This is a genomic window from Halocatena marina, assembly GCF_023276375.1.
In the GTDB taxonomy this organism is placed as follows: domain Archaea; phylum Halobacteriota; class Halobacteria; order Halobacteriales; family Haloarculaceae; genus Halocatena; species Halocatena marina.
Genome location: NZ_JALLPK010000001.1, coordinates 3228759 through 3248320, shown reverse-complemented (window position 1 = coordinate 3248320; position 19562 = coordinate 3228759). Strand labels below are relative to the sequence as shown.

Below are 19562 nucleotides of genomic sequence, written 5' to 3'. Positions count from 1 at the left end.
TGAGTCCGTCAGATATTGCAGTCGATCCTGAATCATTTAGCTCAGCCGGTGCATTTGAGCCGATCAGCGGTACAAACGCCAGTGAGAGTTACGACGAGCGATCCACGACAGCGTGGCCTGTCAGCAGTCCTCCGCGGTGTTATTAGTCAGGACCGCCTACCCGGAGTATGGAAACGACGCCCTCGGGTACTTCCGTCGGTGTCGACGATCCGTACGCGTACGCCGAGCGGTGCGATCATCTCACCGACGACGGCCGATGCCGGTTCGCGGTCGAACAGCAAGATCGTGATCCCGCGTTCGCACGCGAGCGCGAACACGAGAATTTACGCTGTCCGGTCGGAACCGACGAGTGGGAGTGGTGTGATTGTCCCCACTTTCGAGCGCGCAATCGCTCGGAGTCGTGCGTTCGCTGCGGTCTCGACGGAATTAGAATGGCACACACAGACGAGCGTCCGTTGCTCGAAAACCATCATCTATCTTATAAGAACGAAACAGAACTGACCCACGAGATCACTGTCACGCTCTGTCGGTGGTGCCACGCGAGCGTACACAACTCGTGGGCGCGTATCGATGACGACGCCTCGCCCACCTCTGAGGCCATCGCGGCTCGTGAAACCCGACGCGCTCGCGAACAGGCGGAATTCGGATTTCAATCGGCTGCAGAGCGACGGGAAGAGTAATGGATCTGTAGTGAACAGCCAACTATTTCAGGAAGTATATACGGGATGGCAATCTATCGAAGTTAATGGTGCGTATCGACGTGGTCGACAACCACGGACAGTTCACCCATCTGGAGCAGCGTGCGCTCCGTGATATCGGCGTGGACACCGCCCTCCTCGACAACACGACCCCTCCAGAGGAGATTGAGGCCGACGGTCTCGTGCTCTCTGGCGGGCCAGATATCGCCGACAGTGGTCGCTGTGCGGAGTATCTCGATCTCGAAATTCCTGTTCTCGGGATTTGCCTCGGGATGCAGGTGATGGCTGCGTCACTCGGAGGTCAGGTCGATGATGGCGAATACGGGGGATATGCAGACGTTACTGTCGAGATCGTGGACGAAAACGATCCGCTCGTCGGCTCACTCGCGCCCGAGACCCGAGTGTGGGCCAGCCACGCTGATGAGGTGACAGCACTTCCACGTGGGTTTTCGCTCGCGGGACGAAGTGACGTGTGCGCTATCGAGGCCATGAGTGATCCTGACCGTGACCTCTACGGCGTGCAGTGGCATCCTGAAGTCGCTCATACGGAAGCCGGAGAGGAGGTTTTCGAGAATTTCAGGACCTGCTGTGAGTAATAGTACACACGGGTGACGCATGACACGAACTCAAGGAGATCTTGCAAGCCTCTCTCGGTTCATCTTTCGTGCGCCGAGTTGGTATGCGAGTGTCGCGTTTTCACTGCTCATTGCTGCGCTCACAGGCATTGCTGCATTTGATTCTCCGTTCATTCTTGCGGATGCGTGGCAGGGAATCTTTTTCATCGGCGTCCCAACCGTCATCGCAAGTGTCCTCACACCCTACGTCGATCTGCGAGTCGGTGGTCAGCTTACTCCAAATCGCGCGTCACTGCTCGCACTCTTTTGTGAACTCGTCGTCGTCGTAATCCTAACCGCTTCGGGCGCTATTGCGGTGCTCACACAACTCAACCAGCGATTCGTTTTCGACATGCTCATCGCGGCACTTGCGAGCATGTTCGCCATCCGACTACTCGTTGTGATGGCGATCTCGCGGAAATCGCTTCTCATCGCGTCTGTTCCGGCGAGTATCCAGACTGTCGCTGCAGCTGCTCTTCTGTTTACGTACAGCGGGACAATCACGTATCTCGAAATTGGTGGCCCGATTATCCAGTCGTTCTTCGCTCGATCGGGACGCGCTCCGGAACAGTTTCCCGCGGTCGTCCCCGAGGATTTTGTCCTCCTCGGTGGCATCTGTGTCTTCTATGCATTCGCTTCGTGGCTCTTCATCGTCACTATCGACCGGCCGTGGCAGCGTAGCCTCGGTGTGAGCGTCCTCGATTTCATCCGTGGGTTCGTGGGTCACATCGCGGAGGGAACACGAGAGTTGGAGGATTTCTTCGAACAACTCGGAGAGGAAGCCGTTGTTCCCATCACCGTCCTCTCGTTTCGGCGGGCGAGCGATCGAACAGAGAAGGCGCGATTTGTTCTTCCGATGATTCACCCCGGACCAATGGGCGAGATCGGTGGTGGAAATCTTCCAGAGCGTGTCGCACAGAGCACGGAAGGACTCGGATTCCCACCACACGCAACTGCCGGTCACGATTTCAATCTCGTCACGGAACGCGAGGTCGACACGGTTATCGACGCCGCCGAACGAGCGTACGAGTCGATCGAGTACGAAACCACCGCCACTCAAAGTGTTCGAACACGCGATGACGAAGTGTCCATCCTCGGACAGGCGTTCGGTGACAGCGCACTCCTCATTGGCACCTACTCTCCATCGTTTGCCGATGATATCGAATACGCTGTCGGGCTGTCGGCGTCGGCCGAGGCACGTGCTAGTGGACTCGATACCGTCATGCTCGTCGACGCTCACAACTGTAACAACGGTCTTTCGGGTCCCGACCTCGGTCATGTTGCGCCCGGGAGCCACCGATCGTTCTCAATGCTCCAAGCGGCGAGCGAGGCCGGTACAGAGCTCGCCTCAGCCCATCGTGCCCCGATCCAACTCGGTACCGCGTGGGATCGTACTGCGTGGTCCATCCATCAGGGCATCGGGCCACTCGGCGTTCGCGTCGCTGTCATCGAAATCGATGGACAACGGACTGCGTACGTCCTCATCGATGGGAACAACATGGAGCCAGGACTCCGGGATCGTATCGTCGAGACCATCACGGTACAGCAACAGCAACGCGTTCCGATCGCAGCCGACGGCAGTGGTAGAATTGCCGACGAGCACGGACGTGCTGCCATCGATAATGCTGAAGTGATGACCACCGACACCCACGTCGTCAACACTATCAACCCTGACAATCAGGTCGGCTCTGTGATTCCTCACGAGGAACTCGTGGACCTCATTGCCGAACTCACCTCGAAAGCCGCCGACGATCTCGAACCCGTCGAAGCTGGAATGGGGAAAGAACGGACGACGGTGACTGTGTTCGGCAATGATCGCACCGAAACGCTCGCGAGCCACGCAAACGCTATGACCTCAATGGGCAGTGCACTCGCCGCCGCGTTCATCCTCGCTGTGATGGCAGTGAGCGTGCTGATCTTCTTCGTTACGTGATGTACTGTTCAGCTCTTGCTCGAAGACGCAACGGGTATTCTGTGAGCAGCTCGACGACACCGAGGTATTACGGTATACTGAAACGATCGAGTGAGAATCAACGTACGACGAGCATCTGTCTACGAGACTATTACGCTCTTTTGAGTTGATCAGTCACCGAGCCAGCAGCGACGCTCGATACTCACAAATCGGCAACGAATCGGGTACTGCATCGGGCCGAAAGCCAGACCATCACAGTGCTCGTCGCCGAGGAAACAGAATAGTGTGGATACGATGTCTCGAATCTTGCTGTCACAGCAGACGACTGAGCGACTACTCCTCTTGCTCTGTGGCAAACAGTTCGTCAACGGCTGACTGCGCAGCAAGCGCAGCGTCCTCGGTGACCTGATCGGGATCCGTAGAATCAGAATCAGAATCAGAATCGGATTTTGAGGTGACATCGTCGGGGACGTTCAGGTAGACGTCGATGTCGAGGATACCGTCTTCGAAGCTGACGCTCACGTCGACATCCTTGACGTGTGACTGTTTATATCGTGAGAAGATCACGCCTTCGGCTGCGTTTGAGGCGGCTTGTACTACTTCTTCGTCTGTCGGCATGGTGACGTATGGTTAGGTGTCGTACGTTTTTCGTTTTAGTCACCGCCCGGTCCGCCCATTCCTGGGCCGCCGGGTCCTTGCGGGCCTTGTGGTCCACCAACGCCTCCAGCGCCGCTCAGTAGTTGCTGAAGTTCTTGTTGCAGTTCTTCGAACTTCTCTTCGACGCGGCTTTCTTGCTTTTCGAGCGTCTCGACGCGGATTTCGAGACTGTCACTCTTCTCTTCGAGACTTTCAGCAGCCTCATCGTATTCGGTTTGGACGAGAAGCTCACCAACTTCTTGGTACATGTTGGTGTCCTCATCGATATCGTCGAGTTGGTCGAGCGCTGTTTTCGTCTCGTTCAGCGTCGTTTCTGCCTGCTGCTTTTGGATCGCAACCTGTTGGGCCGTCTCCTGTAGGTCTTGCAGTTCCTCGATTTTCTCCTGTGCTTCCGGCGGAAGATTTCCCTGCATACCTACACCGTCTGCACCGCAGCGCAAAAAGGCACGTGTTCTCGTCTGGAGAGAATAGACGAAAGGAACGCCGTTTGCAGAGCGAAAAGAGCGCCCACGACAAAGAGAACGGATGATCAGCGCTCAGAACACCGCTCGGCGACTTCGATGAGAGTACACCACGTGTTCAATCCAGCTCGGAGCGCAACAAGATCGTCGGCTTCAACGTGTATCTTGACGATAGAACCGTCTCGAACGATCGTCGTTCGGGTACGATCCCCTTCGATTTCCCCAATCTCCTGCTGGATGCTACGCTCAATGAGCGTTGCACGCTCTCCGCTCTCGTATTCGAACTCAAGCTGAATATCGTGAGACGATAACGTATCAGATGGCAATTTCTACTCAGTTACCCTGTCCTGCCCTATCCTATCTGATCTGATCCGATCTGATCTGATTCGACTTGATTCGTTTTGACGCGCGTCGTTCTCTCTTATTCGACGTGTATCTCTTTTACGTCGCGGCTACGCTCTTTGAGAAGAACGCGATGGCCACAGTACGGACAGCGCACACCACCGTACTCGTCGAGTTCGACATCGCGTTTACAACGAGAACACTTGTAGCTCATGGTATCGCAGAATACGGGCTAATGACGTATTTATTCGTCGTCTTCATCGAGTGCGGCACGGATCGATCGGGTGACCGTACGTCCCCGCGGTGTCTGTGGTCGGTATGCACCGCCAGCGAACTTCTCGCCGGTTTCCTCGTTCACCCAGATACCTGTTCCGACGCGCTTGACTGAGTCACCGTCGACGGTTGCGCTTCGCATTTCTTCTTCGATTTCGGCGACGCGACGACGAGCAACACGGCCGTAGCGTGCGCCGAATCGGCCAGCGCTCCCAGTTCGTCCTTTTTTCTTGGCCATAGTGGCTCTACATAGCTCCAGCGGTGGTATAAATCCGTTGAGTTCGACCCGTCTCATTTCGTCACTCCTGCAGTGCGGCTTCCTGTAGTGCCTCGTTGAGGTCTTCACGAACCCGTTCGCCGGTATCACGATCGTGTGCTGTCGTAACGATTCGGTTTTCCTGTACGCTCGATCCGTCGCGGACGAGCAGCCGGACGTTTCCGTTCCCATCCGAACGGGTCGCTTTCGCACGAACACCGGAGCGTGAACCAGTGCCGCTTGCGTCGATCGGACCAGGGACGAGCTTTTTCACGTGAGGATGTGCAGCGATGGTCCGAACCGCTTTGCGTCCGGATCGTCCGCCGATGAGTGTGGTGTGAGATCCCCCGAGCTTTTCTGAAAGTGAGGCCTCGACGACTTCGAGAGCCGGCTGTCCGCGTCGTTCGATAACCGATTCGACCGCATCGTCGCCTGTGATGCGGTACAGCTTGTAATGAATCTGCTCTCTGACGGCGGTCAGTACCGCACGATCACCGGTGGCATACACTTCTTCCGGACGCTTTCGGCGAACTTCATCGGCGATGAGGCCCGCGAAGTTCCGTAGTTCGACGGGTTCGTTCTCTCCTGCTTCGGGAGTGGTCGTGATCTCTCGCGCAGCGATGACATCTTCCTCTAATAACGCCGTCACTCGCGCACGCTCTCGTGTGAGTTCGAGAACAACAGTGTCGGCGTTCGGTGTACGGCACACTAAACAGTAATCACCCGGTCGATCGAGTGGAGACGCACACCGGCGACACGCCATACTCATCGTATCTTCGGCCGACGGATAAACAGGATGATTCGGCTGCATCCTTCGGTGCGAGGGGCGTCAGCTCCACGGACAACGCAGCCGATCAGGCCATCGATTCCGGATCGGCTTTCAGGTACTCGCGCATGAGGACCGTGGCATACGATCCGTTTGGGAGCGAAAAGGAGAACGTAAGCGGATCGTGATCGATCGAGAGCTCAGTCTGGAGGAGGATTGGGCGTCGTGTGCCGGTCGAATCGAACTCACCAGGGAGATCGAACGCGTCGAGTGAGAGGTCCGTCTCATCGAGCACCTGACGCTCGATCTCTCCCTGTTCGCCCTCACTCAGTTCCGTGTCTGTTCCGACCAGCGGCGCGGTGACGAACGCTCGTCCGCGCTCGCAGTGACGAACAACCGTCTCGACGCGAGATTCGGTCACCAACTGTTGACGGTCACTGTCTGGACGGCCGTGCTCATCGACGAAACAGACGACGTCGCCGACAACTGGTTTCGAAAACGGAAGATCGCGTTCGAGTCGAAGCGAGAGCATCTGGTTGAACAGATACGACTGAGCCGCGTGTACGAACAGCGCTTGAAGGTTCGACGGAACTGCTGTCAGTGCTTCACGGAACTGATCGGGTTCGTCTCCGCCGATTTCCGTGAGTCGATGCGCTATCGATCGTTCGTAGCGCAGATGCGTCGGGAACCGATCGATTGCGCCCTGCCAGTCGTGTGTCCGATCGACATAGTCGCGCGCCTCGCGTGTATCTGCCGGCTCGTGCTCTGACGGATTCCCGAGATACGCTATCACTGCTTTCTCCCAATCGCCGCGAACGATGGCAAGCCCGACCTCGTGCGTAACTGGTCGCAACGTACCGAATCGCTGCTGGCCGAAAAAGTTCGGAACACCAATTGTTACTGTTCCATCACCAACGCTCACAGCATCCTTGCCACGATCTCGATCTCGACCTCGATTACGACGGTCGTCTGCCTCCACGAACGACCGCAGATCTGCTGTGATATCGTCGATCTTCTCGGTTGAATCCGGATGCACGTCACGAACGACGAGCTCGAACTCGTTGCCAATATGGTCGCCAAACAGCACTGGCCGACCGGCACGGCCCACGACTTCGATCGCTGCGCCAGAAAGTTCTGGAAGCGTTGTGTCTTCGAAGTTTCGGATCGAGAACAACTGGGTCGTGATCGCACGCTTGTCTTTCGTTCCAGCCCACGTGATCCGCTCTCGGCTGATGCCGAGCCGATTCGCAAGCTCGTTTACGAATCCGTTCGTGTCCCGGTTCGTGAGTGTCGCACGAAAGACGAGGGCTGGGTACGCACCCGTATCAGCGTCCACCGGCTGCGTTTCGAATGCTTCACGCTCGCGCACGCGAAAGTCCGCCGCCCGGTCACGGAGGTGTCCACCGATGCCAGCGGTGTCACTGACGTAATAGGCAATCCCCATCGCTTGCTCCCGAGAATGTGCTGGGCGCATCACACTCCCCCGTCGCTTGTGTGCATGGTTTCTCCTCAGACACGCCCCGTAATCAGTTCTTGGTGATTCGATTCTGGCTGGCAACTCACAGCAGTGTGAGATGACGCTTTGCAGATGTCGAAACAATAGTCTCGGCTGTGTTTTCATGGTGGGGTACTTTCAATACCTGTGGTGGTCGCCCGGCTATTCTTCACAATTGATCCTGATGATCTTCCCCACCGGCAAGGTTATCGGGTGAATAATAATGCTCCGGGACAAAAGTAGGCCACGTATCCGGGGCTGACGACGAGTAAATGCGTCCTTCTCCGGGACATATCTACACTACATTGGCTGGAAATGAGATACGATCTAACCGAAACACACATCGCAGGTATCGCGGCTGGCGTGCTCGCGATCGTCATCATTGCTGGTGCTGTCGTGCTGGCGATGAGTGTCGCTCAGCCGCCATCGGGAGTCGGAACTGACACTCCCACACCTTCGACGATCACGCCCACGCCGAATACGACCACGGACACGCAACCACAAACACCAATCACGGCAGAACCAACACCGACAGGTACTCCAACATCAACAGCAACACCAACAGCAACACCAACACCGACGCCGACTGCTACACCAACACAGACAACAACGCAATCGACGCCGACGGACAACAAAGGCGTGGATCCGAGTAAAGTGTCTGTCAAGCCGCTGTGTACCAACTTCGAGAAGAATCAGGCAGAGTACCAGCTGCGCAACCAAAACGGGAAGCCAGCCACTATCGTGTACTCCTCGGCCGCTGGATCTGGAAACAACCATGAGGTGACCGTTCCGAGTGGCGGTTCAGTCGATGTCTACATCTCTACGTCTGGTTCTGGTGGTTCGAATGGAACCGCGCTCACGATAGGATTCCCTGGAATCAACAACGGAACGCACAGTGGCGTCACGTACAAGAGTGCTGAGGCTCCGTGTAACAACGAACAACCAACGACACCGAGCATCACGTTCACGAATCAGACCTCGTCCGACGGAAAGACCGTCACGGTCGATAAGGCTTCACTGCCCGAAGGCGGCTTCGTTGTCCTCTATACGCGGGACGGCAACTTCGTTAGCTCCTCTGAGCGTATCGGCTCTGGCGTCGCTAACGACGTTAAAGTCACTGTTCCACAAGGGATACAGGGCAATCCAACACTCGTGGCGCTGCTTCACTACGATACGAATGATGACGGCACGTTCAACTCTGGCGACGCAGCCTACACCAACAATGGACAACATGTCTCCGATACAGCAACCGTGAAGAGTAATTAGGAAGACATCTTCTCATCTTTCTCCGGTATCTTCTCGTGTGGTTGTGAACAACGGACCGGTCCGTCCCGTCGTTGTTGAAACGCGATGTGCGACGAAACGACGTCTACCGCGGTCGAACACTTCCTTGTCCTTGGTTTAGTATAGAGATAAGTCACCAGTCACAGCATCAACCTGCGCCTCTTGAGCTGGTCCAACAGCGAGCGTGGTGACGGTGCCAGGATCAAGCTGTGTGTGGCCAGCGTCCCGAATGACAGCGTATGGGAGGCCCTCCCGTCTGGCTTGCTCTGCGAGATCGAGCAGATCGTCTTTACTGGCGACCTTCAGGACGATCTTCTTTTGCCCCCCTGATTTCCACTCCATCCGCGCATCGGACGACGCATCTTCGTAGGCTGTGAGCGAGGCGTGAGCGACTTGCGCAGCCAACTTTCCGCGTCCCATACCGAGATCAGTTCGGGCGACAATGGCCTGTTTCATACAGAACGCTCGACCGACGGGATGAAAGCGCTGGCGACACGAAACGGATTTTGGGAATGGTTCGAGCACTTTTACCCCATGGGGGGCCGCTGTATGGATATGATACTCTCAGACGTGGATATTCTCCGCCGGCTCGAAGCGGGTGATCTGGTCGTCGAGCCGCTTGACGATCTGGATCTTCAAATCCAGCCAGCGAGTGTTGATCTCAGACTCGGGCGGGAGTTTCTCGAATTTCAGCGGACGAACATCCCGTGTATCCATCCGAACAGCGAACGAGAGGTCGAAGAGTACGTCGACGAAACGGTTGTCGAAGAAGGTGGAGAATTTATTCTTCATCCTGGCGATTTTGTCCTCGGAACGACGCACGAACGCGTCGAAATTCCTCCCGATCTGATCGCGCACGTCGAAGGACGCTCCTCGCTCGGGCGGCTCGCTGTGGTCGTGCATGCTACCGCCGGACTGGCGGATCCTGGTTTCCGTGGGACAATTACGCTCGAACTGTCGAATCTCGGGACAGCGCCGGTCGCACTGACGCCCGGAATGCGAATCTCACAACTGACGTTCACCGAACTACGGTCGCCCTCTGAGCGCCCATACGGGAGCGATCGAGGGTCGAAGTACCAAGATCAAGGTGGACCACAGGCCTCACGAATACAGGGTGATCGTGAGTTCGGAGGTGATCAATAAATGACATGCGTCTGTTCGGTACCGCTTACTCTCGAGGCGAAGGAAAGGGGGTGTTACGACGATGCGATTCATTGAAGAAGTCGTTGTCGACGAGTTCCTGCCGACGTTCCGTTCGATGTTGGCAGAGGAGCTGCGCGGGCGCGATCTCACACAAAGTGAGGTTGCAGATTTACTCGGCATCAGCCAATCAGCGGTGTCGAAATATTCGCACGGAGAGATCGAACGATGCGATGAGATACTGGCCGATCAGCGCGTTCTCGATCTCGTCGCGCGTCTCGGTGGTGGGCTCGCTGCGGGCGAAATGAGTCAGGTGCAGGCACTTGCCGAGACGGAAATCCTCATCCGACGGCTCGAACGTGGTGATCTCCTCGCTGCCTTGCACGAGAGATCGATGCCCGAGCTGGCGTCCTACGAGGGTGATTTTGCTATTCACGACGACGATAGCTCACTCCGAACCACGGAACGAATACTCGGCTCTGTCCGACGCGGTTTGCGAATCCTCGAAAATGCAAGTGGGTTCGCCGCACTCATCCCTGCGGTTGGCTCGAATCTCGTCGAATGTCTTCCACACGCGACGAGTATCGACGACGTGGTGGCCGTCCCGGGTCGTATTCTCGATGTCAAAGGCCGGGCGACGATTCCGACCGAACCGGAGTTCGGTGCGAGTGGTCACGTTGCAAGCGTTCTGCTCGCAGTCCGCGAAACCGGTAACCAGGCGCGGGCTACGCTGAACGTCCGGTATTCCACAGAAACCGTCGATCATCTCGAAACAATGGGCTTGCAGACTGCTGCCTTCGATCCCGAGGGTGAACTCAGTGTTGCTATCGATGAGGTGGCCGACGACTCGGTCGATGTGCTCTATCAGACGGGAGGCTTTGGCATCGAACCGGCAATCTACATCCTCGGTGAGGATGCTGCGAGCACAGCGGCGATCGCCCGAGATCTCACGGAACTCGAATCCGCGTAAGGCATGAATACAAAACCAGAATGACAGTGTCTATCGCTGATTTCTACGGTCGCTGGGCGAGGGTGTACGATACCATCGCTACGCTTCCACGGGTTGGTGAGTGGCGCGCTGATGCTGTCCAATCGCTTGACCTTTCGCGCGGAGATACGGTTGTCGATATGGGGTGTGGAACTGGTGCGAACATTCCGTACCTTCGTGACCAGGTCGGTCGAACCGGTCACGTTGTGGGTATCGACCTGACACCAGCGTTGCTTGAACAGGCACGAATCCGTATCGAACGCGCGGGCTGGCGGAACGTCTCACTCGTTTGTGGTGATGCGAGTCGACCACCTGTCTCCCGAGCCGACGCTGTTCTTGGGACGTTCGTCGTCGGACTCCTTCCTGATCCCGCTGGTGCGGTCGAACTGTGGTGTCAACTGACTGATGGTCGTATCGCGCTGCTCGATGGCGCTTCGAGCCATCACCCGATTGGCCGACTGATTAATCCGCTGTTTGGCGCGTGCGTGACTGCTGGTGTACCGACCGACTCTCTTGGAGAAACCGTTGGTCGATTACTCACCCCAACCAACGACCGACAGCGACTCGATGCATCCATCAGAGCGTCACGAGACGCGCTCGCTTCTCACACGACGAACCGACGCTACGAGACGTTTGGACTGGGATTTATCGGACTCTTGAGTGGACGATCGGATGTGTACTGACCAAACGGGCTAATAGTTATTTTGACCCGGGAAGAAACGAGTGTATGAATCGTCAGCGGATCGTGATTGGTTCTTTCGGAGGGGCAATTCTCGGTGCAGCTACAGCGGCAATCGATATCGTCGGCATCGGTCTCGCAAGCATCGTTTCCGGGATCGTCGTTGGTCTCCTCGCAACGAGTGATCTCGATGAAACGCCAGCAGAGGGACTCATTGCCGGTGGACTGACCGCCGTCTTGCTTTATCTTGGTGGGTTGGGGTATCTGGCTCTCACGTTCAATGGGTCGCTACCACTCGCTAACGTCCTCTTCGTCTTCGGATCGTATGGATACTATGCCGCCGTATTTGCTCTTCCCGTCTTCGCTGTGTTCGGATTTCTCGGTTCAGTCGTCGGACGACGCATTGGCCGCCGTGCTCGGCTCGTGCGTCCTTCATAGACGTTCGAACCGAACCGAAAAGAAACGAGTTAGAAGGAGAGTGGGTCGGGACCGTTCTCGCCGGGTCCAAACGGATCGCGGTCGGAGTAGTACTTTCGCCCAATGGCCTTATCGCTGACTGCTCCGTACATTGCCAGCTGTGCTGCTTCTGCGTCGTCGTACGTTTCGTTGTGGAGTCGTGAGAGGGCGGCACCCACCGTCTCCGTTCCATTTGGCAACGAGAGTTTGAGATGGCCGTACTCAGCGATGAGCTCGCGCGTCGTCGCTGGGTAGCTGTGAGTTTCGAACTGCTTGTTTGCTTCGGTGAACATCCGCATGATTGATCTAAGCCGCTTAACCTTCATAAAAGTTCAGTATGAATTCGTGGGTTGTGATTAACGATAATTAACGACTATTAAGGACATATGATATTGAGTTCGACCACGTATCCCTGCCATGGTTATCGCAGATTTGCACGTTCATACGACGAATTCCGATGGAGAGCTGGAGCCGTCAGAAGTCCCGGGTGCAGCGGCGGCCGCTGGCGTGCGTGTCGTGGCGATCACCGATCACGACCGACTCGGAGATCAGTCGGTGCCGATCACCCACGTCGAGGGAGTAACTATCGTTCACGGAATCGAGCTCCGAGTCGAAGAGAACGGAGAGCGGTTCGATTTACTCGGGTACGGTGTGACACCAACCGACGCCCTCCGGGCTGAACTCGATCGGCTTCAAGCCGACCGCATCGAGCGGGCTGGAAAAATCATCGCGCGCGTCGAGGAGCAGACGGGCGTATCGCTCGATCTGACACCGCAGAAAGGAATCGGTCGCCCACACATCGCCCGCGCCATCGAGCAGAGCGCGATCGACGAAGACTACCAAGGAGCGTTCGATACTCTCATCGGAAACGACTGTCCGTGTTTTGTCCCTCGCAGTGTCCCGTCGTTCGAGCGTGGCCTCGAACTCTTGAACGGAGCGTGCGGGCTGGTGAGTCTCGCTCATCCGCTGCGCTATGACAATCCTACGGCTGCACTCTCACTCACCGCCGACCTCGATGGTGTCGAATATCACTACGACTACGGCCGCGAGGTCGATATGCGCCCGGTCGAGCAGGCGATTCAAGAGCACAATCTCGTCATTACCGGCGGGAGCGACGCTCACGACCGAACGCTCGGTCGGGTCGGCCTGAACCGCGACGAATACCGCACCTTCCGCGATCGAATCGATCTCCAGACCGGATACCCATGAGATTCGATGACAGAACACATCAGTTCGCGGCTGATGAACGGTCGACAACACATCAACCATTATTATCACACGGCGCTGGCTACGAGTAATGCCACGATTCTCATCTCGGGTTGAGCAAATTTCGATCAGCGGCATTCGAGAGGTGTTCGAGAGTGCGGGCGAAGACGCGATCAATCTCGGAATTGGTCAACCGGATTTCCCGACACCGGAACACGCGAGCCAAGCTGCCATCGACGCTATCGAGGCGGGACAGGTGGATGGCTATACTTCAAATAAGGGGATTCCCGCGCTACGAGAGGCCATTGCCACAAAGCACGAGCGGGATAACGGGTTCACTGTTGATCCTTCGAACGTCATCGCCACAGCGGGTGGAAGTGAAGCCTTGCACCTCGCGCTGGAGGCACACGTCGAGCGCGGACAGGAGGTCATCTTTCCCGATCCAGGCTTCGTTTCGTATGAAGCACTGACGCACCTCGCGGGTGGGACGCCAAAGCCAATCGGTCTCCGCGAAGATCTGACGATGGACCCGGCAGCCGTCAAGGAGGCCATCACTGAGGACACCGCTGCGTTCGTCGTCTGCAGTCCCGCGAATCCGACGGGAGCAGTCCAACGGAAGGAGGACATGCGCGAGTTTGCGCGTATCGCCGACACACACGATGTGCTCTGTCTCACCGATGAAGTGTACGAGCAGATTGTGTTTGAGGGAGATCACTACTCGCCGATGCAGTTTGCCGAAACTGATAGTGTCGTCCTCGTGAACGCCTGTTCGAAGACCTATTCGATGACTGGCTGGCGTCTTGGCTGGGTAACCGCCAGCCACGAGCGCATCGAGCGGATGCTGCGCGTCCATCAGTACGCGCAGGCGTGCGCGAGCGCACCAGCACAGTATGCTGGTGAGGCGGCTCTCACCGGACCGCAGCGCGTCGTCGATCAGATGGTCGAGGCTTTCGAAGAACGACGAGATATCTTGCTCGATGGACTCGACGATATCGGACTCGAAACACCGACGCCGAAAGGCGCGTTCTACGCGATGCCGAAAGTGCCGGACGGCTGGGTTGAGGAAGTGATCGACCGGGACGTCATCGTTGTCCCGGGTGAGGCGTTCGGTGAGCGCGGAAGTGGCCACGCGCGCATCTCATACGCCACCAATCAAGAGATGATCAAAGAGGCGCTCGAACGGATGGCCGAGGCAACCCGCGTAGTGCAGTGACCGGTCGCCATCCACGTCGATCTGAGTGGAACCACACGACGATGCTCTTCCACTAGAGAACCGCGTTATTTTCACCACTCGTCCGAAAATATACTACGCCCGATGATTTTCAATCAATAGATCTAATAACCATCGAATATGGAAGTTCTATTAACTGAATATTGTCATATATGTCTATAAAATCCGTGAAGAACACGGTCCTTCACGAAAGATCCGGTGACGGTGTGAAATTGTGCCGTTTCATAGGTTAACATGGTATATGGTATCACTTCTCATTTCCAATCAGATAAGTGAAACTTTTTGTACCTGGACGTTGTATTCGTTAGTGAGACAGTGGTCGCAGACCGTCGCTGTTCCTGTACGGGAGCAGTGCTTCGAATTCGGTGACTGTGGCCATCTCGGAGTACATCATGACACCACGACAACCGCTTTTAGCACAGAACAGTTCGTCCGACTATCCTGCATCCCTCGACACTGGATCGTTGTCCGTGTCCTTCGGTCTGATTGTGGCCGTTCCGACCATCTTGTGGGCCCTTGACGATCCAACCCGACTTGTCGGGCTTGCCGCTGTCATCGGTCTTTGCACCGTGTTTATTCGCCTCGCAAACCGATTTCGACGGAGTGGGCGCCAGACGTTCCACGTTCCCGGAACTGAACTCGACGTTGAAGTCGCAGTAACGCGACCACGTCCGAGCCGTAGCCGATAAACGTGCTTTCGGGTCGTTCCCGGGAAAACTGGTGGTCACACTCTTTTCTGCGATGTTTCGCGTTCGGTGCTCTTCGGGATAATCAACACTGTGTGAATGCTAACGACCGATGATTTTTTGTATGAATAAATATTATGTATTATTACAATGGGGAGTGTTCTCATTCCACTAGATGGGTCAGAGCAGTCTGACCGGGCGCTGGCACACGCCACCGAGACGATCCCCACGAAGAGTGTAACTCTCATGACGGTTATCGATCCCTCGTCTGGGTTCAGTACCGGGGCTGGCACTCCCGGGGCAGCAGAGGTGTGGTACGAGTCAGAGAAAAAACGTGTGAAGGTCCGTCTCTCCAATGCACGCGAACAGGTTGAGACGGCAGGACTTGAAGTCGAGACAGTTGTCGAGACTGGTCGGCCGGCTCCGGCGATCGTCGAATACGCCACGACACACGACATTGATCAGATCGTTATGGGGAGCCACGGGCGAAAAGGCGTCTCCCGGCTCCTTCTCGGAAGCGTCGCCGAAGCCGTCGTTCGGCGCTCACCGGTGCCCGTTACTGTTGTTCCGTGACTGATTTTTCAATCGTCGCTCTGAGCCATTGAGGTGGCTCTCAATGAGTTGACTTCGCGTCGAATTGTTTCTCGTTTTATAAGTGCGAATCCAGCGACGATAATCAGAAACCCGACTGTGGTCGCAGTGGTGATGCCTTCATCAAGAAAGAGAAAGCCCGCAATAGCTGCAAAGAGCGGTGCGACGTAGGAGACGAGATTGATCTCGATCGGGCCGAGTTGCGCCAGCAGATCGAAGTAGATGAGGAACCCGAGCGCGCTCGAAAACAGAGAGAGGTAGCCGATTGCGGCGATCGCCTCGATCGTGAGGGTGATCCCGGTCGGGGATTCGCCGATTGCAAGGCTAATACCATGCATGAGCAACGCACCGCCGAGCATCGACCATGCTTCGAGCGACTCGATGTGAAGCGTCGCGTCCAGCCGACGCATGAGAACGGTCCCGAACGCAAACGCGAGCGCGGCGGCAAAGATCAACAGGTTGGCGAGAACATCTGCCGATAAGAGATTCGATGGATCGGGTCGTACGAGGACGCCGACACCAACAAGACCGAGAACGAGACCAGCGAGACCGATCGGTTCGAGACGTTCGCTCGGGAGCATCACGCGAGCACAGGCAGTGGTCAGCACGGGCGACAGTGAGACGATAATCGCTGCGGAGGCACTCGTCACGGCTTCGTTCTTCTCTCCGATAAACAGCAGCGAGTGGTACGCCGCGATGAGAAAAACAGCGCCGATGAGAACGAGTAGCCACTCACCCCGTGTGCGGGGAATCGGATCATCGAGGACATACCACGCGTAGCCGAGCATAACGATGCCCGCGATGTCGTAGCGAACTGCAGCGTACAACACCGGCGGAAAGTATTCGAGCCCGGCTTTGATCGCCATGAACGACGACCCCCAAACCAATGCGAGAACGAGAAACAAAATGAGGTTCCGATAGCGCACACCGCAACTCCGTGAGGATCGTGTCTCAACGTTTCGCTCCCGGCGAACGACGTTCGCCATAGATGTATTTTTCAATCCCAGTCACGTTTCGCTTTGCTTCGGTGTCCTAGTACGGATTGCAGTTGGATCTGCGCTGATCGATCTGGTTCGCTTCGTTATGGTGTTGTGTTCGATCGTCGATCAGATCAGCTCTGAGGACAATACGATGCTTCGGTCAGTCTGAGTGTGTCGTAAAGTGTGTGATACGCACACAAGCTTTCCCTTGTGTTTGTGAAACAAACACAAACAGTTGTGTTCATTCTCCCACAAGTTTAAGTTGCACGAAGAGTAGTGGTAAACATGGCCGCATACGGCCGGCCGACCTTGCGAGACCTGTTCGACGAATCGCCGACTCCTCACATTGCGCATCCGCCGCGCACCCATCATCGAGACTTTTACATCGCGAGCGATGGCTCATTCAGTGATTCAGGTGGAGGACTTGGTGTCATCATCGAAACCCGCGACGGCGAGCGTGTCGCCCGTCGATCACTTCCCGATGATGTCCCTGATAACAACGTCGCCGAGTATCGCGCGTTGCATCTCGGACTGGATATTCTCGACGCACGTACTCCCAAGAATACGCGTGTCGGAGTCCTCATTGATCACGACGACCTCGCCGCGAACGTCAATCGGGCTACAATTGCTGCAAAGCAACCCACGATTGGCCCGCCGCACCCATTCAGTATCCCAACAATGACGCGATACCATTGGCGAGGAATCCGTGCTCGAATCGCGGGCTTCCAAGAGCTCCGTGCCGCCCGCATCGACAGCGGTGAAAATCCCGCCCATCCGCTCGCAAACGCACCCGAACAGTACGCACACGTCAATCGAGAACCTGACCGCTGCATGCTTCCGCCAAAACCCATCGAGGAAACCGTACAGCAGTTCCCTCCCCCATCGCGCGCGAATCGCCAGCGCCACGCCAGCGATTGAAAACGGTGTGAACCGGTCGTCAGAACGATCGAAACACGCTGTCGCTATTTTTTGTAACTGTACCCCAGATCACTCAGGCGAGAAAGACGTGTCGCGGACGATCTGTGAGAATATCACGTCCCCACTTGACGGTGTCGCGGAAGGCATCTGAGCGAAAGAAGTCCATTGCATCTTCCTTCGATCGCCACTGACTAGCGATGAACATGTCGTTTTCGTCGTCTACGTTAACCATGAGATCGGTTTCAAGATGACCGTCGAGGTCCGTGAGCACGTCACCGACTGTCTCGAACTTCCCGACGAAATCCTCTCGGTGTTCGGGTTTGACGCTGTAGAACATTCCCATCGTACCGAATCCGGACTCCTGCATTGGGTCGTCACCGGTTTCGCTCGTATCACCTGCGCGAGCGACGATTCCCGGCAGGTCCGCGAGGTAGCCACCGGCGGTGTCGGCTGCTCGCTGTGTCTCCCAGATGCTGACGACGGCCGCGCGATCGCGCTCACGCGCGCGGTAGACGCCTGTCTCAACGTGCGTGTCGTAGCGATCGAACCCGTCGCGGAGATCTGAAACCGCAGCATCGACTTCGCTTACGGGTGCTGTCGAGTAGAGCACCATTGCGTAGACGTCCTCGCCGTGAGGTTTGCCGGCGTAGATGTCGAGCGATTCGAGTTCCTCGCGGACTTCGTCTTCGATGTCGCTCTGGTCTGTCTCGTGTTCTCGGTCTGTGGTTTCACTCGCGTCCGCTGCATTCGTCTTTCCTGTGAGGGAGCCGACCGTCGCTTCGCTTGCACCCGGAAGGTCTTCGAGGAATCCGGCGGCGGTGTCTGCTGCGCGGTTGGTCGTCCACAGACTGACGACAGTTGGGCTGTTCCCGCCGTGGACAGCCGTTTCGATGTGGCTGTCGTAGTGCTCGAAGTTTCCACGAAGCCCATCGACCGCTTCGGTCACTGCCTCTGTGGCGGCTTCACACGGGACAATAACGCCGAATGCGTCCTCTGTCGTCTCGATTGACACACCGAACCGATCGAGTTCCTCGCTGAGCTCGTTTTCGCTGTTGGTCTCATCGTCTGTCGATGCTGGAACGGGTTCGCCAGCAAGAATAGCACCGAGATCAGTCGGCGGGAAGCGTCGTCCGAAGTAGAACGGTCCGAAGTCGGCATACCGGGACGAAGAGGGATCGAAGCGCATCTCATAGAGGAGGTGTTTGATGTCGGTTGGATCGTCGGCAAACAGGGTGACGCCCCACTCGTAATCATCAAAACCAATACTCCCTGTGATGATCTGTGTCACCTTTCCGGCGTACTTCCGGCCAATCTCGCCGTGGTTTGCCATGAGATCTGCACGCTCGTCGAATGGGAGGTCGTACCAGTTGTCCTCTTCGCGGCGCTTGTCCATCGGGTAGAAACAGACGTGCTCTGACTCTGGGATATCCGGCTCGATGCGCGAGCGAATATAGCGGGCCATCCCGCTGTCAGCCACTTCTCCACTCTCGAAATACTCCTGCGACATGTATCCCGAGACTTCAGTCACAGAGACGTACGAGGAAACCTGCTCGGTGAACTCGGCGAACGCTGTTTGCTCGAACCGACGCTCTGCGGTGTCGAGGTGCGTTGTCTCTGGTCGGAGGTGAAGAATCAAGATGTCGGCCTTGTGACCGAGCACGGAGAAAACAGCCGTCCCACCGTCGTCTGCGTCTTCGAGCGCCTCGTGTGTCTGTAAGAATCCGACACCGGACTCAATGGCCCGTTCGCGCTTGCGCTCCTCTGCTGATCGCCACGCGTCCCAATCAATAGTCCGAAAATCGTGAAGCGCATACCAACCCTCGTCGGTCTGCGGTGCTTCGGGCATAGTTGCGATTGGAAGCCGGCGGACAAGGACCTTTTGAGTTGCAGCGAGGCAAACACGGATGTTCTGTCTCTCGTACTGTCGGA

The 19562-nt window shown here is 56.6% G+C and carries 24 protein-coding genes; 13 read left to right on the top strand and 11 right to left on the bottom strand.

Annotation, left to right across the window (positions count from 1 at the left end):
- The first annotated feature begins 167 nt into the window (after window positions 1-167).
- The 3 genes from MW898_RS15355 to MW898_RS15345 all read left to right on the top strand — a co-directional run bounded on the left by MW898_RS15355 (window position 168) and on the right by MW898_RS15345 (window position 3245).
- Complete coding sequence (locus tag MW898_RS15355) at window positions 168-680, top strand: DUF7097 family protein (protein WP_248908642.1); 513 nt, start codon at window positions 168-170, stop codon at window positions 678-680.
- A 65-nt stretch (window positions 681-745) separates the two neighbouring features.
- Window positions 746-1294, top strand: coding sequence for a GMP synthase subunit A (locus MW898_RS15350; RefSeq protein ID WP_248908641.1), 549 nt, complete (start codon window positions 746-748; stop codon window positions 1292-1294).
- Between the two features lie 19 nt (window positions 1295-1313).
- A complete protein-coding gene (locus MW898_RS15345; protein ID WP_248908640.1) occupies window positions 1314-3245 on the top strand; it encodes a DUF2070 family protein in 1932 nt (643 codons plus the stop codon).
- 312 nt (window positions 3246-3557) lie between these two features.
- Here MW898_RS15345 and MW898_RS15340 read toward each other — a convergent pair whose 3' ends face one another.
- From MW898_RS15340 to truD, 7 genes are all read right to left on the bottom strand, one after another.
- The gene (locus tag MW898_RS15340; RefSeq protein ID WP_248908639.1) at window positions 3558-3842 is read right to left on the bottom strand and encodes a DUF3194 domain-containing protein; all 285 of its coding nucleotides are present in this window, start codon (window positions 3840-3842) and stop codon (window positions 3558-3560) included.
- 35 nt (window positions 3843-3877) lie between these two features.
- A complete protein-coding gene (locus tag MW898_RS15335) occupies window positions 3878-4294 on the bottom strand; it encodes a prefoldin subunit beta (protein WP_248908638.1) in 417 nt (138 codons plus the stop codon).
- A gap of 116 nt (window positions 4295-4410) precedes the next feature.
- Window positions 4411-4668, bottom strand: coding sequence for a KEOPS complex subunit Pcc1 (locus MW898_RS15330; RefSeq protein ID WP_248908637.1), 258 nt, complete (start codon window positions 4666-4668; stop codon window positions 4411-4413).
- A gap of 95 nt (window positions 4669-4763) precedes the next feature.
- On the bottom strand, window positions 4764-4898 hold the full coding sequence (locus MW898_RS15325; protein ID WP_248908636.1) for a DNA-directed RNA polymerase subunit P: 135 nt from the start codon (window positions 4896-4898) through the stop codon (window positions 4764-4766).
- A gap of 30 nt (window positions 4899-4928) precedes the next feature.
- Complete coding sequence (locus MW898_RS15320) at window positions 4929-5195, bottom strand: 50S ribosomal protein L37ae (RefSeq protein ID WP_248908635.1); 267 nt, start codon at window positions 5193-5195, stop codon at window positions 4929-4931.
- A gap of 61 nt (window positions 5196-5256) precedes the next feature.
- The gene (locus MW898_RS15315; RefSeq protein WP_248909783.1) at window positions 5257-5976 is read right to left on the bottom strand and encodes a DUF2103 domain-containing protein; all 720 of its coding nucleotides are present in this window, start codon (window positions 5974-5976) and stop codon (window positions 5257-5259) included.
- Between the two features lie 91 nt (window positions 5977-6067).
- Entirely contained in the window at window positions 6068-7453 is a 1386-nt protein-coding gene (gene truD, locus MW898_RS15310) for a tRNA pseudouridine(13) synthase TruD (RefSeq protein WP_248908634.1), read from the bottom strand.
- Between the two features lie 336 nt (window positions 7454-7789).
- Here truD and MW898_RS15305 point away from each other — a divergent pair, with 336 nt between their 5' ends.
- Window positions 7790-8740 (top strand): DUF7282 domain-containing protein, encoded by a 951-nt coding sequence (locus MW898_RS15305; protein ID WP_248908633.1) that lies wholly within the window; start codon window positions 7790-7792, stop codon window positions 8738-8740.
- 135 nt (window positions 8741-8875) lie between these two features.
- On the opposite strand, the gene pth2 is transcribed toward MW898_RS15305, so the two are convergent.
- A complete protein-coding gene (pth2, locus tag MW898_RS15300) occupies window positions 8876-9214 on the bottom strand; it encodes a peptidyl-tRNA hydrolase Pth2 (protein WP_248908632.1) in 339 nt (112 codons plus the stop codon).
- Window positions 9215-9313: 99 nt separating this feature from the next.
- On the opposite strand from pth2, the gene dcd reads away from it, so the two are divergent.
- The 4 genes from dcd (at window position 9314) to MW898_RS15280 (ending at window position 12003) form a co-directional block, all read left to right on the top strand.
- Window positions 9314-9901 carry a dCTP deaminase gene (gene dcd, locus MW898_RS15295; RefSeq protein ID WP_248908631.1) on the top strand — a complete coding sequence of 196 codons (588 nt, stop codon included), beginning with the start codon at window positions 9314-9316 and terminating at the stop codon, window positions 9899-9901.
- 61 nt (window positions 9902-9962) lie between these two features.
- Window positions 9963-10868, top strand: coding sequence for a thiamine-phosphate synthase family protein (locus MW898_RS15290; protein ID WP_248908630.1), 906 nt, complete (start codon window positions 9963-9965; stop codon window positions 10866-10868).
- 20 nt (window positions 10869-10888) lie between these two features.
- Window positions 10889-11569 carry a class I SAM-dependent methyltransferase gene (locus MW898_RS15285; protein ID WP_248908629.1) on the top strand — a complete coding sequence of 227 codons (681 nt, stop codon included), beginning with the start codon at window positions 10889-10891 and terminating at the stop codon, window positions 11567-11569.
- Between the two features lie 44 nt (window positions 11570-11613).
- On the top strand, window positions 11614-12003 hold the full coding sequence (locus MW898_RS15280) for a hypothetical protein (RefSeq protein WP_248908628.1): 390 nt from the start codon (window positions 11614-11616) through the stop codon (window positions 12001-12003).
- 29 nt (window positions 12004-12032) lie between these two features.
- Here MW898_RS15280 and MW898_RS15275 read toward each other — a convergent pair whose 3' ends face one another.
- Entirely contained in the window at window positions 12033-12320 is a 288-nt protein-coding gene (locus MW898_RS15275) for a DUF5789 family protein (RefSeq protein ID WP_248908627.1), read from the bottom strand.
- 118 nt (window positions 12321-12438) lie between these two features.
- Between MW898_RS15275 and MW898_RS15270 the strand changes: the two genes are divergently transcribed.
- From MW898_RS15270 to MW898_RS15255, 4 genes are all read left to right on the top strand, one after another.
- Entirely contained in the window at window positions 12439-13230 is a 792-nt protein-coding gene (locus MW898_RS15270) for a PHP domain-containing protein (protein ID WP_248908626.1), read from the top strand.
- An 88-nt stretch (window positions 13231-13318) separates the two neighbouring features.
- Window positions 13319-14440, top strand: a complete 1122-nt coding sequence (locus MW898_RS15265; protein ID WP_248908625.1) for a pyridoxal phosphate-dependent aminotransferase — start codon at window positions 13319-13321, stop codon at window positions 14438-14440.
- Between the two features lie 410 nt (window positions 14441-14850).
- Window positions 14851-15147, top strand: a complete 297-nt coding sequence (locus tag MW898_RS15260) for a hypothetical protein (RefSeq protein WP_248908624.1) — start codon at window positions 14851-14853, stop codon at window positions 15145-15147.
- A gap of 147 nt (window positions 15148-15294) precedes the next feature.
- Window positions 15295-15717 carry a universal stress protein gene (locus tag MW898_RS15255; protein WP_248908623.1) on the top strand — a complete coding sequence of 141 codons (423 nt, stop codon included), beginning with the start codon at window positions 15295-15297 and terminating at the stop codon, window positions 15715-15717.
- A gap of 8 nt (window positions 15718-15725) precedes the next feature.
- Here the strand turns inward: MW898_RS15255 and MW898_RS15250 are convergent, their stop codons facing one another.
- Window positions 15726-16721 carry a DMT family transporter gene (locus MW898_RS15250; RefSeq protein WP_248908622.1) on the bottom strand — a complete coding sequence of 332 codons (996 nt, stop codon included), beginning with the start codon at window positions 16719-16721 and terminating at the stop codon, window positions 15726-15728.
- A gap of 279 nt (window positions 16722-17000) precedes the next feature.
- On the opposite strand from MW898_RS15250, the gene MW898_RS15245 reads away from it, so the two are divergent.
- Complete coding sequence (locus MW898_RS15245; RefSeq protein ID WP_248908621.1) at window positions 17001-17633, top strand: ribonuclease H family protein; 633 nt, start codon at window positions 17001-17003, stop codon at window positions 17631-17633.
- A 73-nt stretch (window positions 17634-17706) separates the two neighbouring features.
- On the opposite strand, the gene MW898_RS15240 is transcribed toward MW898_RS15245, so the two are convergent.
- Window positions 17707-19479: a heme-binding protein gene (locus tag MW898_RS15240; protein WP_248908620.1), complete on the bottom strand. Its 1773-nt coding sequence runs from the start codon at window positions 19477-19479 to the stop codon at window positions 17707-17709.
- Between the last annotated feature and the right edge of the window lie 83 nt (window positions 19480-19562).